This window comes from Polaribacter sp. PL03 (genome assembly GCF_033875165.1).
Lineage (GTDB): Bacteria > Bacteroidota > Bacteroidia > Flavobacteriales > Flavobacteriaceae > Polaribacter.
Genome location: NZ_JAWZSV010000002.1, coordinates 494815 through 511000 on the forward strand (window position 1 = coordinate 494815; position 16186 = coordinate 511000).

A 16186-nucleotide genomic window follows, 5' to 3' on the forward strand; every position below is an offset into this window, starting at 1 on the left:
GAACAGAAAAAGAAACATATCATCCTTAAAACCGAAAATCTAACCATAGGTTATCAGCAGAAAAAACAAGACAATATTGTTTTATCTAACATAAATTTATCCATAGAAAAAGGGAAACTAATTAGTGTTTTAGGTAAAAACGGAATTGGAAAATCTACACTTTTAAGAACACTTTCTAAAGTACAAAAACCTATTTCTGGTGCTATCTATTTTGAAGGAAAAGATTTAAAAATTTATACTGAAAACGAACTTTCTAAAAAATTAAGCTTGGTTTTAACAGAGCGTTTACCAGAAAGTCAATTAACAGTTTTCGAACTAATTGCCTTAGGTAGACAACCATACACAAATTGGATTGATACCTTGTCTGCAACAGATATAGAAAAAGTAAATTGGGCAATTGAACAAACAGAAATATCACATTTAAAAGACAATCGTTTTTACGAGTTAAGCGACGGCCAATTGCAGCGTGTTTTAATAGCAAGAGCTTTGGCACAAGATACTGCTGTTATTATTTTAGATGAACCAACAGCACATTTAGATATGCATCAAACGATTAATATCTTCTCTTTACTTAAAAAATTAGTAGCACAAACGCAAAAAACCATTATTATATCTTCTCATGAGATAAATTTGGCTTTGCAACTTTCTAGTGAAATTATTTTACTCACAGAAAACAACCTTCAGTTTGGTTCTACTGCAGAATTAATATCTAAAGACGCATTCGAAAATTTATTTCCCAATAACTTGTTAAAATTTAACAAATCCTTACAACAATTTGTAATTAACAAAACTTAATTTTGATGACTCTGTAACATTTTGTTACTTTTGAATACTAATTACAACAAACAAACACTTTTTACATCGATGAAAAAAATACTTTATGTTGCTAGTGCAGTCGCTTTTATGGCTTGTGGTTCTAGTAAAACGGCGTCTAATGATGATGCAAACGTAGATCAAGCTGCAAAATACGCAGCATCAATTACTGCTAAAGATTTAGGTAAGCACTTATTTATCTATGCTTCAGATGAATTTGAAGGTAGAAATACAGGTGAAGCTGGTCAGAAAAAAGCTGCAGAATATTTAAAAAACTTTTATGTATCAGAAGGAATTGTTTCTCCTTTAGGTGGTGATGATTATTTTCAGGAAGTTCCTGCAGAATGGATTAATAAAAATGCTCGTGGTGGAAACTTTAATGATTCTGAAAACGTAGTTGCTTTTATTAAAGGAACTGAAAAGCCAGATGAAATTGTAATAATTTCTGCACATTTAGATCATGAAGGTATTAAAAATGGTGAAATTTATAACGGTGCAGATGATGATGGTTCTGGTACTGTTGCTCTTTTAGAAATTGCACAAGCTTTTAAAATGGCTGTAAAAGCAGGAAAAGGACCTAAACGTTCTATTTTATTTTTACACGTAACTGGTGAAGAAAAAGGTTTATTAGGTTCTAAATATTATGCAGACGTAGACCCTTTATTTCCTTTAGCAAACACTGTGTGTGATTTAAATATTGACATGGTTGGTAGAGTTGATGACAGACATAAAGCAGATCCAAATTATGTATATTTAATTGGTTCAGATAAGTTAAGTACAGAGTTACACAATATTTCTGAAGCTGTTAACAAGAAATACATGAACATTAATTTAGATTATAAATATAATGATGAAAAAGATCCTAATAGATTCTATTACAGATCTGACCATTATAACTTTGCAAAAAACAATGTGCCAATTATTTTTTACTTTAACGGTACACACGCAGATTACCACAAACCTTCTGATACACCAGACAAAATTAACTATGAGTTGTTAGAAAACAGAACTCGTTTGGTATTTCATACGGCTTGGGAAGTTGCAAACATGCCAACAAGAATTGTTGCAGATAAAGCTACACCTAAAAAAGAAACTAAGTAATCTTTTTTCTTTTATAAATTATATAAAAACCGAGCTTTTGCTCGGTTTTTATTGTTTAAAATAGGAGGTTACATTTGTTGAATATATTTTATTTAACAATGAAATTATTATATTTAAAAAATAATACAACTTAACAAATGCACGTATTTTTATTAAATCACATAGCACTATCTGTAAAGAATGTAGATAAATCTGCTGACTTCTATAGAAAAGTACTTCAACTTAAAGAAATTAAGAATACTGCTTTTGGTTCTAAAACAAAATGGTTTTCTTTTGGTGATGGCAAACAAATTCATCTTATTCCTCGTCCAAATTTTGAAGTAAAAACAAATAAAGCTGTACATTTTGCATTGACAACCAATAATTTAGATTCTTTTGTAGTGTCTCTAAAAAAATTAAAAGTAAATTATTCTGATTGGCTTGATACCCCAAATAAAAATTATGTTAGAAATGATGGTATTAAACAAGTCTACTTTCAAGATCCAGATGGTTATTGGATTGAAATAAATGATGATCTTTAATAAAGTTAAGAACAAAAAAAGCAACTCCATGAGTTGCTTTTTTATAAGTTCAAAAATAAATTCTTTTATTTCTTTTCAGTTTTTAATAACTGAAATACTACAATCTATTTAATAGATCTATTTTTTTGTTTTCAAATTCTTCTACAGTAAGAATTCCTTTATCTTTTAAAGCTGCCATTTTTTCTATTTTAGTAAAAATATCCTCTTCAAAATTATTGTTATCTAATTGAACAGGTGCTACAATAGCTTGTAAAGGTTCGTTCTGTAAAATGTTATTATTATTATTATTCTGTATTGGCGCTTGTTTAGGTTTAGGTTTATTTTCGCCACCAGATACAATTGGTAAAGTATTTAAATCTACATTACCATATTGGCTCGTAAAAGAAACCGAATAATTACCACCTTGTTGTTGTCCTGTTCCTCCTATTTGATGATCTAACGTATTAAAAACAGTTACCAAACCATTTTCTCGGATTGCCAAACGACCAATATTAGAAAAAATAGCATAATTTGTATTATTCTGACTACCTGAAGAGTTAGGAAAACCTAAATCTCCCCACCAATTACCAGCAGAACCAGAAAGAAAACCATTTTGATTTTCTACTTTAGGTAAAGGTTTATATTGTATACCTCCTTGGTTTATTAAATTAGATAATTCGATACAAAGACCATTTACAGTAGCCTTTAATTGATTATTAAACATATCACCAACCATTGTCATACCACCTTGCATCCATTGACCACCACCACCTAATTCTGGGATGTTAAACTGTGCCATAGAACCATTAGTTCTAATTAGTGTTTGTGTTAAATCTGTTACTGCGTTTACACTTATACCGTAACGATTTGCTACATTAACGATGTTTTGAAAACTAGCATCTGTGAATATTGCATTCATATTATATTGCTTTATTATCTAATTAAAATAATCTTCAACTAAAATTCGTGCAAAAGTATAACAATTACTAATATGAATACTTTTTTTAGACAGAAGATTCTTGTTTAATTATCATAAAAACAAACAATTAGATAAACAATAATTATTTATCTAATTATATAGATTTGCTTACAAACATTAAAAAAAAAGTTTTTTTTAAAAACTGATTATTAATGAGCACTATTTGTTTTTAATAATTGCGGAAACTTCTTTTTAAATTTATTTAATCTTGGTACAGAAACCGCTTTTACATAACTTTGGTTTGGGTTTCTACGCTCAAAATCTTGATGATAGTCTTCAGCTTTGTAAAACTTAGTAAATTTTGTTACTTCTGTTGCAATTTTACGTTTGTAGACTTCTGCATTTAATTGCTTAATTGCATTCTCTATTATTTGCTTTTCTTTTTCAGTCTTATAAAACGCAATAGATCTGTATTGTGTTCCATAATCGGGGTGTTGTCCGTTTTTTGTAGTTGGGTTATGAGAACCAAAAAATACAGTAACTAAAGTTTCGAAACTCACTTTTTTAGGATTGTAATAAACAGCAACAGTCTCTGCGTGTCCTGTTTTTCCTGTTCCAATCTTCTCATAAGTTGGGTTTAAAGTGTTACCACCTGCATAACCAGAAACAGCTTCTTCAACTCCTGTTACACTTTCGAAAATAGCTTCTACACACCAAAAACATCCGCTAGCAAAATAAGCAACTTGGGTATTTTCTTGTAGTGTAAATAGTGTTTTTTCTGGTATTTGCTGGTTTTCTTCTTTATTAGAAAAACCAAAGCAAGAGATTAGCAAGACAGATAAACTTAAAGTTAAAATAGATTTTATAATTTTCATAATGTATTTATTAATGTTTAAAATAAAAAATTGTACCAAAAATAAATTTATAACTTTTAGTACAATTTTCCGAACTTTTAATTCAAAATTGATAATTTTCTGAACTAATTATTAAGTCGTAAAATTACGGAAGATTTTACAGTTGTTTACAACTTTAGCATTTTGTTAAGAAACCTGTTTGTGTAAAACGCATTAGATGGTTATTTTTGTTAAATAATTTAATCAGAAAATATTTGTCTGCTTTACTAAAATTAACTTTTTAGTTTTAAAAGACAGTTTAATTCAATTTTAATTAATGGAGCATTTTATAGTATCAGCACGTAAATACCGTCCCAAAAACTTTGAGGATGTTGTTGGGCAACAAGCCATTACAAATACGTTAGAAAATGCTATAAAAAATAATCATTTAGCGCAAGCTTTATTATTTACAGGTCCTCGTGGAGTTGGTAAAACTTCTTGTGCTAGAATTTTGGCTAAGAAAATTAATCAACAAGACGCAGAAAATGCAGAAGAAGAAGATTTTGCTTTTAATATTTTTGAATTAGATGCTGCTTCTAACAATTCTGTTGATGATATTAGAAGTTTAACAGACCAGGTTAGAATACCACCACAAACTGGTAAATACAAGGTTTATATTATAGATGAGGTTCATATGTTGTCTCAGGCAGCATTTAATGCGTTTCTAAAAACGCTAGAAGAACCACCTGCACATGCTATTTTTATTTTAGCTACTACAGAGAAACATAAAATTATTCCTACGATATTATCTCGTTGTCAGATTTTCGATTTTAAGCGAATTGGTGTTTTAGATGCTAAAAACTACCTTAAAACTATTAGCGAGAAAGAAAATATAACTGCAGATGATGATGCATTGCATATTATTGCGCAGAAAGCAGATGGCGCAATGCGAGATGCTTTATCTATTTTCGATAGAGTTGTAAGTTTTTCTGGTAAAAACTTAACAAGAGAAGCTGTTACAGAAAACTTAAACGTTTTAGATTACGATACGTATTTTGGAATGACAGATTTGTTATTAGACAATAAAATACCAGATGTTTTAAATGCTTTTAATATTGTTTTAGGAAAAGGTTTTGAAGGACATCATTTTATAAACGGTTTAGCAAGTCATTTTAGAGATTTATTAGTTGCGAAAGACAAAGTAACTTTAGATTTACTAGAAGTTGGAGACAATGCTAAAAAGAAATACTTAACACAAGCAACCAAAGCAAGCATTCCTTTTTTAATGCAATCTATAGAAAAAGCAAACAATTGCGATTTAAATTATAGAGCCTCTAAAAACCAGCGATTGCTGGTGGAATTAAGTTTAATGCAGATTGCCTCTATCACTTTTGATGGAGAAAAAAAAAAACCAGCTAACTACATAATTCCGGCTACTTTTTTTCAAGCACTTTCGCCTGCAAAAAAGAAAACATTAGAAGTAAAAACACCTGAAATAAAAAAAACAGAAGTTACAGCTACTATAACGCCAACTTTAAAAACACCTGTTGCTCCTGAAACAAAACCAGCAACAAAAACGCCTGTTTTAAAAAACATGGGACGTTTAAATAAACAACCTAGTAAATATTCTTTAAAAGGTTTTAACCAACAAACAAAGGTTAATAAAAAAGTTGTTCAAGAAAATTTTGACAACCATCCAAGAGATGCTTTTACCGAAGAAAAACTACAAAGACTTTGGCGAGATTATGTAGGTATTTTAATTCAGAAAGGTGAAAGAAGTATTGCTTCTATTATTGGTACAGACATTCCTAAATTAGGAAATGATTTTAAAATTTCATTTACAGTTCCTAACAGGTTAATGGAAGATCAATTTAAAAAAGGAAGGTCTAAATTATTAAACTTTTTAAGAGAGCAATTAAACAATTACGGTATTTCTATTACTGTTAATCTTAATGAAACAATAGAAAAGAAGTTTGCTTACACGCCGCAAGAAAAGTATAATAAGCTGAAAGAGAAAAATCCGTTATTAGAAAAATTACGTCAAACTTTCGAATTAGATATGTAAAAAATGTTCTAGTTATTCTTCCAAAGAAAAATAACCAAACAAAACATTTTTAACTAATAGAAATAGAGAGTAAAAAATAAAAATTATTCTTGTTGATCTTCTAATTTTTTTCCTAAATAAGACAATGTTAAGTTTTCTTTAGGCTCGTCTATTTTCTCAAATTCTGGAATTAGATAAATTCCATCACTATTCTCTATAAACAAAGGAACAGTTTTGTCGTTTTTAGAAAGCAAACCTAAAATAGTAATATACTCTGCTTCAGTTTCTATTTTAACTTCAATAATAGAAGGATTTTCTCTGTAAGCATCCAATAAGTTAATATAATCGTCTTTTGGCGTAAAGAAGTTCTTTTTCTCTAATTCCGTAGCTTTTAAGATCTCTTTAGAAGAAGCTAATCTATATGAACCATGTTCTCCAAAAGCTTTAGAAAAGCTATTTAAAGCGTATTTATTTACGGTATCACTTCCTGTTAAAGCAATTAAATACCCAACATCATTTAATTCTATATTATCTGTTAAATCATCTCCATAAATATCTACTTTTAAAGCCTCTAAACCTTCATTAGAAGCTTGTTCAATAAAGTTTTTATTAGAATCTATTAAAATAACTCTCTTTCCTTTTTCTTTTAAATAGTTTGCTATTAATCTTGCAGGATTAGAAGCTCCTACAAACAAAATTGCATCAGAACTTTTTAAGAAAACTCCCACCATTTTAGCAAACATTCTAGCAGTAGTTGCATTTAATAGAACAGTTCCTAAAACAATCATAAACACTAACGGAGTAATGTATTCTGCACCTTCTACGCCTTGTTTTAAAAGCTTACTACCAAATAAAGAAGCAATACCAGCAGCAACAATTCCTCTTGGTCCTACCCAACTTATAAATAGTTTTTCATTTAACTTTAATTTTGAATTAAACGTACTAGAAAAAACAGCTAAAGGTCTAATTATAAAAACTACAATTGCAAATAAAGCAGCCGTTTTCCAGGTATACAACAACATTAAGTCTTCGATATTAATATTAGCAGATAGCAAAATAAATAACATCGATATTAGCAATACACTTAAAGATTCTTTAAAATAAAGTAACTCTTTTAAGTTATTCAGTTTTCCATTACCTAAAACCATACCCATAACTACTACTGCTAGAAGACCAGATTCATGTGCAAACATTTCTGATAATACAAAAACAGATAAAACTGTTGATAAAGAAACTACGTTTAATAAATAATGAGGAACTAGTTTTTTATTAATTACATACGCTAGCGCATGCGCAAAAGTGAAACCAAAACTAGTACCAAACAACAGAATTTTACCAAATTCTAACAAAGCTGTCTTTGTAAAACCACTACCACCACCAACACTAATAAACTCAAAAACCAATACAGCAACCAAGGCTCCTATTGGATCTATTAAAATTCCTTCCCATTTTAAAACGGTAGAAATGTCTTTTTTAAGTGGTATATTTCTTAAAATTGGTGTAATTACAGTTGGTCCTGTTACAATTATTAAACCTGCAAAGAGGAAAGAAATTTCCCAACCTAGGTTAAAAATATAATGTGTTACAATTCCTGCTCCAAAAAAAGTAATTGCAGAACCTAAAGTAATTAGCTTAGTAATTACGGGTCCAACATTCTTAATCTCACTTCTTTTTAGCGTTAAACCACCTTCGAAAAGGATAATACTAATTGCTAAAGAGACAAAATAGTACAATGCATCTCCAGGAAACAAACCTTTTGTTCCATTCCATATTGGTTCTATCCACTTAGAACCATCTTCACTTAAATAAGCTGCTGCTATTGGTCCAACCAATAAACCAATTAAAATTAAAGGTAAAATTGCTGGAATTTTAAATTTCCAAGCAACCCATTGTGCCAATATTCCTAAAATGATAATTCCTGCTAATTCTAACATTGTTTGTCTTTATATTATAAGGGGTAAATTTAAGAATGTTTCATCAGCCTAAAAATATATTTTATAGTTTTTTTCTTTACTATAAAGTTTGCTATATTGTGCAACTAAGTTAAATTTTAAACATACTTCTTGCAGAAAATACATAAAATATTAATTGGTGTTGCTTTTTCACCAAACTTAAAGCCCAATTTATTTGAAGCTATAAGAATTGCAAACATGTTTAACGCCGAATTAATTGGTGTTCATGTAGGTGAAAAAACAGCTAAAAAAGAAGCCGATTTAAATCAAATTCTTTCCGAAGCAGATGCTTTAAAAAAGTCGTTAAAAACGATTTGGCAAGAAGGAGAACCTGTAGATGTTATCTTAAAAACTGCAACTGTAGAAAACGTAGATTTACTAATTCTAGGTGCCTTACAAAAAGAGAATTTACTAAAATACTATGTAGGTTCTATTGCTAGAAAGATAACAAGAAAGGCTTCTTGCTCTATCTTACTACTAATTAAACCATCCATTGAAAGAAACCCATGTAACCATATAGTTGTTAACGGATTAAAGGATGAAAAAACAGAAGAAACCATTAAAACTTCTGTACTATTTGCTAAACATTTGTTGTGTAAAAAAATGACAATTGTAGAAGAAATTAGCCAGAGTGAATTACACGTAAAAATTAACGATGACAAGAGTTTAAGAAAAGCAACTATTGTAAAAGAGCGCTTAAAAAATAGAGAAGACCAACGTGTAAATACTATTTTAAAAGATATTTGTTGTGACGATATTTCTATAAAAACACAAAGTATTTTTGGAACAAGAGGATACTCTATTGGCCATTATGCAAAAGTAAAAAGAGCAGATTTGTTAGTGATGAATGCACCAACGAAGGTGGGAATTTTAGATCGAATTTTTCCACACGACATAGAGTATATTTTATCTGAAATACCAACTGATGTTTTAATTGTAAAATAAAAATGAATAAAAAAAATACTTTTAAAACGTTTTTAAGTGAAATTCCACAGAACCTTTTTTCTGGTTTTGTTGTTTCTTTAATCGCACTTCCATTAGGCTTAGGATTGGCATTAGCTTCTGGCGCACCACCTATTTCGGGTATTATTGCTGCTATTGTTGGTGGTACTGTAGTTTCTTTAATTGGTGGCTCTAACGTAACAATAACAGGCCCTGGAAACGGCTTAGTGGTTGTAATTCTATCTGCAATTACTATTTTAGGTAATGGCGATGTTTACCAAGGCTACTTATTTACACTTGCTGCAATTGTAATTTCTGGTGTTTTACTTATTATCTTAGGTTTTCTAAGAATGGGTGCTTTAGGAGATTTCTTTCCATCATCTGCTATACAAGGAATGTTAGCTGCAATAGGAATTGGAATTTTCGCAAAACAGATTCACGTAATGTTTGGTAATTTAAACGCCAAAGGAAGCATTATAGAACTACTTATTCAAGTTCCAGAAGGAATTATAAACTTTGTTAATTCTGCTGGTACAAGCTCTTTTTACGCAGGTTTAATAGGTGTTATTAGCTTATTAATAATGATTTTTTATAGTAAAATTAGAAATAGATACTTTCAATTAATTCCCGCACCTATGTGGATTGTGGTTTTAAGTGTTGGTCTTTACTATTATTTCGATTTATTTTCTACAACAGCATATCCAATAGACAAAAGCTTATTAATAGACTTACCTACAGATATTTTAGCAAGTTTTGCCTTTCCAGATTTTGGTAAAATATATCAATCTGAGTTTATAAGTGCCGTTATTTCTATTACTTTAATTGCAAGTATAGAGAGTTTATTAAGCATAAAAGCAGTAGATAAATTAGATCCTTTAAAGAGAAGATCTAACGTAAATAAAGACATAAGAGCCCTAGGTTTAGCAACTGTAATTAGTGGTTTTTTAGGCGGCTTAAATGTCGTTACAGTAATTGCAAGAAGCTCTGTAAACGTAAATAATAAAGGTAGTAATAGATCTGCAAACTTTTTTCACGCACTATTTTTAGTCGCTTTTATTCTACTTTTCGCAACCGAGTTACGTAAAATTCCACTTGCTGCTTTGGCTGCAATTTTAGTGTTTACAGGTTACAAATTAGCGTCTCCAGACAACATAAAAAAGGTTTTTAGTATTGGCTCAGAACAGTTAATAATATTTCTAGTAACACTTTTAGTAACAATATCTACAAGTCTGATTACAGGAATATTATCCGGAATCATTGTCACATTCATAATTCATATAATTATTAATAAAAACATCTTTTTGTTTCTTAAAAATGTTTTGAAGCCAAATGTGTTAATGTTTACCGAAGATGAGAAATATTATGTGAGTGTAAAGAACTTTTCTAGCTTTTTAAATTACACAAAACTAAAATCTAAATTAGACCAAATACCAGAAACCGAAGAAGCCATTGTAGATTTCTCTTTGTGTGATTTTGTAGACCATTCTGTAATGGAAAACATGAACAACTATTCTGAAACATTCGAGAGAAAAGGAGGTCATTTTGAAGTGATTGGTTTAGATGATTCTAAGTCTGGTAGTGATCACCCTTTTGCACTAAGAAAAATTCTACCAAAACAAATAATTCCTAAAGAAGGGGTTTTAACAAAAAGACAAAAATCTATTCAGAAAATTAGCGAAGAAATGCATTATTGCTATGATGCTTTTTCCGATTTAGAAATGGAAGAATTACCCTGTTTTGGATATTTTAAAACGCGTAAAATAGACAAAGTATCTAATGTCTTAAACAACAATGATTGTACAATCTTCGATGTTCGGTTTTCTGAAGGGGAAATGATAGCAAAACAAGTTATAAAAGCAACCATGTTGCATATTCATACAAAAAAGAAGATTCCTAAATTTACACTAGATAAAGAAGGTGTTTTTGAATATATTCTACACTTTGCTGGTTATAAGGATATTAATATAGACAATCATCCAGATTTTAGCAAGCGATTTTATTTATCTGGAAAAAATGAAGAAAAAATTAGAGCCTTTTTTACAGATGAACTAATTTTGTTTTTCGAAAGCAATAAACAATATCACATAGAAGCTACAAATGTTGGTCTTTTAGTTTTAAGTAACGAGAGATTAGCAAGCGTTAAAGAAATTAAAGCCCTCGCCTATTTTGGCGCTAGTTTGCAAAAAATTATAGAAAAATGTTAGGATTACAGTTTGAAACAGAAACTTCTTGGGCAGATATTGCCAAAGTAAATTTAGAACAAATATTAACAGATCATGCTTTTTTAGAGCAAAAAGCAGCTTCTAACGCTGTATCTATTATTATAAATTATTCCGAAGAAACAGAACTAGTTAAAGAAATGAGTAATATTGCCATTGAAGAAATGCAACATTTTAAAATGGTGCATTTATTAATGGTAAAACGAGGAATGGTTTTAGGAAGAGAACAAAAGAACGACTATGCTATTAGGCTTCAGAAGTTTTTTAATAAAACAAAAGACAGAACAAATGCCTTAGTGCAACGTCTATTAATTGCCGCATTAATTGAAGCTAGAAGCTGCGAACGCTTTAAAGTCTTTTCTGAAAACATGGAAGACGAAGAATTGTCTAAATTCTACCAAAACCTAATGGTTTCTGAAGCAAACCACTACACCACCTTCTTAAGTTTTGCAAGAAAATACCAAGACAGAGAAATTGTAGACGAAAAATGGAACGCCTTATTAGCTTTTGAAGCAGAAATGATGCGTGAACGCGGAAATGTAGCTAAGATTCACGGGTAAAATCTTAGTTAATTTACTAAAAAGAAGAAACATTCTTCTAGAATAATAAGAAGCTATTTCCTGCTTTTCACTATATCTTTTTGTAAAAAACAAAAAGGATGCCGTTACAATCAGGGCTAGACATACTTGCTAGCTTAATTAAAAAATATTAAAATTAAATGTTCTCTAAAGCAGAAGCAGCACAAATACGCAAAGAATTTTGGACTAGTTTTGGAAAATCGTTTCCAAGAAAATGGTTGTTATATAACACAGAAATAAAAGGATTCTCTTTTAAATTTGTTGGCGACAGAAAAAAAGCCATGGTTTGCTTAGATATTGAAAATCCGGATGAGTTAGTAAACCTACTCTACTATGATCAAATGCTTTCTTTAAAGGTTCTACTAGAAGCAGAAATACCAGAAGTTATCTTTAATAATGAATATGAGTTAGAAAGCGGAAAGAAAATTCATAGAATCTATGTGCCATTTGAAGGTAAATTTAGTGTTCATAATAAAAATACTTGGCGAGATTGTTTCGAATTCTTTGTAGAAACAATGCCTAAATTTGAACTTTTCTATTATGAATACGAAGATGTTATTAAAAATATATAAGCTTTCTTTAATTTTAAAACTTAATTAATAAGCCCGCGTTAAGGATTGAAGCATTTGTTTGAGCTCTTTTGTGAAGAATGAACAAAAAGCGAGTGCGTAAAGCCTGACCCAAAGGGTAACGCCCAAACAAAAAAAAACCGCCCTTAAAAGAACGATTTTTAATCTTCAAATAATCTTCTTCCTCTTCACTTATTTTAAAAACTGAATGCTAAATGGGTATTTAGGTGCTTCGTTATTACTAACTTTTATGGCATTAATAATTGGAAATATTAAATAGAAAATTCCGATTGTTATAAAACCTAAAATTCCTAAACCGAATAAAAAAACTAAAGGAATACATAGTAAAAGGTAAATAAACATAGAAATTCTAAAATTTAGAATCGCTTTACCATGTGCGTCCATTCCAAAAATATCATCCTTTTTTGTTAACCATAAAACTAACGGCACTATAAAGCCGCCAATTCCTGTTACAAAATCTAATAATTGACTTAAATGGGTAATTACCAATAACTGTTTGTCTTCTTTCATTTTTATATCTAAAGTTTTAGTTGTGTACCTGTTAGACGCTGCTTTACTTGTTATGTTACAAAAATATAATTATTAATGTATTGTTAAAGAAGTATTTGAGTTAAGATGAACTCTATTTGAGCAAAGACAACTTTTACAATGCTTGTAGTTTTGTAGTGAACATAAAAACACATAACATTATGAATTACTTAAATATAGACAAAGACAAAATACTACCAGTTGTAACAGAATTAAATGTTCTTTTGGCAGACTACCATGTATATTATCAGAAATTAAGAAATTTTCATTGGAATGTTTTAGGTAAAAATTTCTTTGACTTACATAACAGGTTCGAAGAAATGTACAATGACACTAAAGTGAAAATTGATGATGTAGCAGAGAGAATTATTACTTTAAAATATCACCCAATTAGTAAGTTATCTGATTATATAGAAATTTCTAGAATAAAAGAATCTAGCCCATTATTAAGCGATGTTGAAATGGTGTCTACTATTGTAGATGATCACAGAATTTTAATTGAACAACTTAGCAAAGTAATTGATAGGGCCGACAAAGCAAATGATGAAGGTACAATAGACTTAATTGGAGCTTACATTAGAGAGTTAGAAAAATCTACTTGGATGTTGAATGCTTGGTCTACAAATACAAAAGACGCATTGGATACGAGTTTTGTTAAATAATTTTTAGCTTTTAAAGAAATAATAAAAATTATAAATTAAAATAATAAACATGAATAAAGTAGTTAGTAAATTAGAGACCTGGAAAGAAATTTTAATAAAAAACATACCAAATATTGCTATTGCACTAATAGTATTGGTTATTGCGTACTTTGCTTCTAGAGCAATGAATTCTATAGTAAATAAGACTATAGGTAAAAAAATAAAGCAAAAATCTGTTAGAGATTTAGTCTCTAGATTTGCTTCTGCAATTACTATTTTGGTTGGTTTATATTTAGCAATGACGGTCTTAAAATTTGATGATACTTTAAAAGCAATTGTATCTGCTGCTGGGGTTTCTGGTATTGTTATTGGTTTGGCTTTACAAGGTACTCTATCGAATACAATTTCTGGTGTGGTTTTATCTTTTAGAAAGAATTTAAATATTGGTAATTGGATAGAAACAAATGGCTACTCTGGTGAAGTTATGGATATAAATTTAAATTATTTCGTAATAAAAGAGGCAGACAACAATATGGTGGTAATACCTAACAAAACCATTTTAGAGAGTCCGTTTAAGAACTACTCACTAACTACTAAAATGAGGGTTGCTATAGAATGTGGTGTAGAATATGGCGCAGATTTAGAAAAGGTAGAAAAACTAACAAAAGAAACAATTAGCAATAACTTTAACCAAGAGGCTATTGGTAAAGAAGCAGAATTCTATTTCACAGAGTTTGGCGATAGTTCTATTAATTTTTTATGTAGATTTTGGATAGATTCTGATAATCTTTTAGAAAAATTAAAAGCAAAAAGTAACGCAATTATAGAAATTAAGAAAGCTTTTGACAAAGAAAACATTAGTATTCCTTTCCCTATGAGAACGTTAGAATTTGTACCAAATAATAAATTGAACATTAATGAAGTTGCTAATAAAGAAGCTTCATAATACATAAAGTTAATATTTATAAAGTACTTAAAAAGTTCAGCACATTTTGTGTTGGGCTTTTTATTTTTCTATAAAAATCTTTATGTATTTTTGCTGTATGATTCAAAACGATACTATTATTGCTTTAGCAACTCCTGCTGGTGTTGGTGCAATTTCTGTAATTAGACTTTCTGGCGAAAATGCTATTTCTGTGGTTGATGCCAATTTTAAATCAATCAGAAAAAATAAAACTTTAAATAACCAGAAAACACATACTATTCATTTAGGACATATTGTAGAAAACAATATTCTTATAGATGAAGTTTTAGTATCGGTTTTTAAGAATCCTAATTCTTACACAGGTGAAAATGTAGTTGAAATTTCTTGTCATGGTTCTAGTTTTATTCAACAAGAAATTATTCAGTTATTTCTACAAAAAGGCTGTAGAATGGCAGATAATGGAGAATTTACTATGCGCGCATTCTTAAACGGAAAGATGGATTTATCGCAAGCGGAAGCTGTGGCAGATGTAATTGCTTCTAATTCTGCAGCGAGTCATCAAATGGCTATTCAGCAAATGCGTGGTGGAATTACCAATGAATTGAAAGATTTACGTGTGCAATTACTAGATTTTGCTGCTTTAATAGAATTAGAATTAGATTTTTCTGGTGAAGATGTTGAATTTGCAGACAGAACAAAATTTAAGGAACTAGTTGCAAAAATTACATTTGTATTAAAGCGTTTAATAGATTCTTTTTCTTTTGGAAATGCTATGAAAAACGGAATTCCGGTTGCTATTATAGGTGAACCTAACGTAGGAAAATCTACTTTATTAAATGCTCTTTTAAATGAAGAAAAAGCAATTGTTTCTGATATTGCTGGTACTACAAGAGATGCTATAGAAGATGAAATAATTATTGATGGTGTTGCTTTTCGATTTATAGATACTGCAGGTATTAGAGAAACAGAAGATGTAATAGAGAGTATAGGTATAAAAAAAGCATACGAAAAAGCAGATAATGCGCAATTAATAATTTTCTTAATAGATTCTAATACCTATTCGCACTCTAGAGAAGATTTTCTTGAAGAGATTGAAACAATAAAAAAACGCTTTCCTAACAAACGCTTATTGGTTATTGGCAATAAAATGGATACTTTATCTTGTCATAATTCGGCTGTTTTACAATCTGAAATTGAGAATTTAATTTTAGTATCAGCAAAAAATAAAACAGGAATAGAAGAACTAAAATCTGAGTTAACTTCTTTGGTTAATATTGGTGCTTTAAGCAATAATGAAACTATTGTTACTAATTCTCGTCATTTTGAGGCCTTAAGTAATGCGTTAATGGCTATTACTTCTGTTCAGCAAGGAATTGATTTAGAAATTACTACAGATTTATTCTCTATCGATATTAGAGAGTGTCTGCGTCATCTTGGTAATATTACTGGTGAGTATGATGTAGATAAAGATATTCTTGGACATATTTTTGGGAATTTTTGTATTGGGAAATAGATTTATTTTCCTATAGCTTCCTTTAGTAGCATTTTGTTTGACTTTTGGATAAAATATTAGATTTTTTTTATCAAAAACTGCATTCGAG

General features: G+C 29.7%; 15 protein-coding genes. 11 read left to right on the plus strand and 4 right to left on the minus strand.

The genetic code is table 11. The features are described from left to right. Positions 1–90 precede the first annotated feature (90 nt). The 3 genes from SHK09_RS05565 (at position 91) to SHK09_RS05575 (ending at position 2435) form a co-directional block, all read left to right on the plus strand. Positions 91–795 (plus strand): ABC transporter ATP-binding protein, encoded by a 705-nt coding sequence (locus SHK09_RS05565; RefSeq protein ID WP_319809905.1) that lies wholly within the window; start codon positions 91–93, stop codon positions 793–795. Positions 796–864: 69 nt separating this feature from the next. Further along, positions 865–1914, plus strand: a complete 1050-nt coding sequence (locus SHK09_RS05570; RefSeq protein ID WP_319809786.1) for a M28 family metallopeptidase — start codon at positions 865–867, stop codon at positions 1912–1914. Positions 1915–2051: 137 nt separating this feature from the next. After that, entirely contained in the window at positions 2052–2435 is a 384-nt protein-coding gene (locus tag SHK09_RS05575) for a VOC family protein (RefSeq protein ID WP_319809787.1), read from the plus strand. A 97-nt stretch (positions 2436–2532) separates the two neighbouring features. Here SHK09_RS05575 and SHK09_RS05580 read toward each other — a convergent pair whose 3' ends face one another. Then, complete coding sequence (locus SHK09_RS05580) at positions 2533–3333, minus strand: SHOCT domain-containing protein (RefSeq protein WP_319809788.1); 801 nt, start codon at positions 3331–3333, stop codon at positions 2533–2535. Between the two features lie 209 nt (positions 3334–3542). Next, entirely contained in the window at positions 3543–4208 is a 666-nt protein-coding gene (msrA, locus tag SHK09_RS05585; RefSeq protein ID WP_319809789.1) for a peptide-methionine (S)-S-oxide reductase MsrA, read from the minus strand. Between the two features lie 295 nt (positions 4209–4503). Here msrA and SHK09_RS05590 point away from each other — a divergent pair, with 295 nt between their 5' ends. Then, positions 4504–6231 (plus strand): DNA polymerase III subunit gamma/tau, encoded by a 1728-nt coding sequence (locus SHK09_RS05590; protein WP_319809790.1) that lies wholly within the window; start codon positions 4504–4506, stop codon positions 6229–6231. A gap of 83 nt (positions 6232–6314) precedes the next feature. Here SHK09_RS05590 and SHK09_RS05595 read toward each other — a convergent pair whose 3' ends face one another. Further along, positions 6315–8144 carry a cation:proton antiporter gene (locus SHK09_RS05595; RefSeq protein WP_319809791.1) on the minus strand — a complete coding sequence of 610 codons (1830 nt, stop codon included), beginning with the start codon at positions 8142–8144 and terminating at the stop codon, positions 6315–6317. A 129-nt stretch (positions 8145–8273) separates the two neighbouring features. Between SHK09_RS05595 and SHK09_RS05600 the strand changes: the two genes are divergently transcribed. The 4 genes from SHK09_RS05600 (at position 8274) to SHK09_RS05615 (ending at position 12473) form a co-directional block, all read left to right on the plus strand. Beyond that, entirely contained in the window at positions 8274–9107 is an 834-nt protein-coding gene (locus SHK09_RS05600) for a universal stress protein (protein WP_319809792.1), read from the plus strand. A 2-nt stretch (positions 9108–9109) separates the two neighbouring features. Then, on the plus strand, positions 9110–11308 hold the full coding sequence (locus SHK09_RS05605; protein ID WP_319809793.1) for a SulP family inorganic anion transporter: 2199 nt from the start codon (positions 9110–9112) through the stop codon (positions 11306–11308). Beyond that, positions 11302–11883 (plus strand): tRNA-(ms[2]io[6]A)-hydroxylase, encoded by a 582-nt coding sequence (locus tag SHK09_RS05610; protein WP_319809794.1) that lies wholly within the window; start codon positions 11302–11304, stop codon positions 11881–11883. The genes SHK09_RS05605 and SHK09_RS05610 overlap by 7 nt, the downstream gene beginning before the upstream one ends. 158 nt (positions 11884–12041) lie before the next feature. Beyond that, positions 12042–12473, plus strand: coding sequence for a DUF4268 domain-containing protein (locus SHK09_RS05615; protein ID WP_319809795.1), 432 nt, complete (start codon positions 12042–12044; stop codon positions 12471–12473). Between the two features lie 189 nt (positions 12474–12662). Here SHK09_RS05615 and SHK09_RS05620 read toward each other — a convergent pair whose 3' ends face one another. After that, positions 12663–13001 carry a DUF4870 domain-containing protein gene (locus SHK09_RS05620; protein WP_319809796.1) on the minus strand — a complete coding sequence of 113 codons (339 nt, stop codon included), beginning with the start codon at positions 12999–13001 and terminating at the stop codon, positions 12663–12665. A 179-nt stretch (positions 13002–13180) separates the two neighbouring features. Here SHK09_RS05620 and SHK09_RS05625 point away from each other — a divergent pair, with 179 nt between their 5' ends. The 3 genes from SHK09_RS05625 to mnmE all read left to right on the plus strand — a co-directional run bounded on the left by SHK09_RS05625 (position 13181) and on the right by mnmE (position 16098). Beyond that, on the plus strand, positions 13181–13681 hold the full coding sequence (locus SHK09_RS05625; RefSeq protein ID WP_319809797.1) for a DNA starvation/stationary phase protection protein: 501 nt from the start codon (positions 13181–13183) through the stop codon (positions 13679–13681). 49 nt (positions 13682–13730) lie between these two features. Beyond that, positions 13731–14606, plus strand: coding sequence for a mechanosensitive ion channel family protein (locus SHK09_RS05630; RefSeq protein WP_319809798.1), 876 nt, complete (start codon positions 13731–13733; stop codon positions 14604–14606). Between the two features lie 97 nt (positions 14607–14703). After that, positions 14704–16098: a tRNA uridine-5-carboxymethylaminomethyl(34) synthesis GTPase MnmE gene (gene mnmE, locus SHK09_RS05635; protein WP_319809799.1), complete on the plus strand. Its 1395-nt coding sequence runs from the start codon at positions 14704–14706 to the stop codon at positions 16096–16098. The last annotated feature ends 88 nt before the right edge of the window (positions 16099–16186 follow it).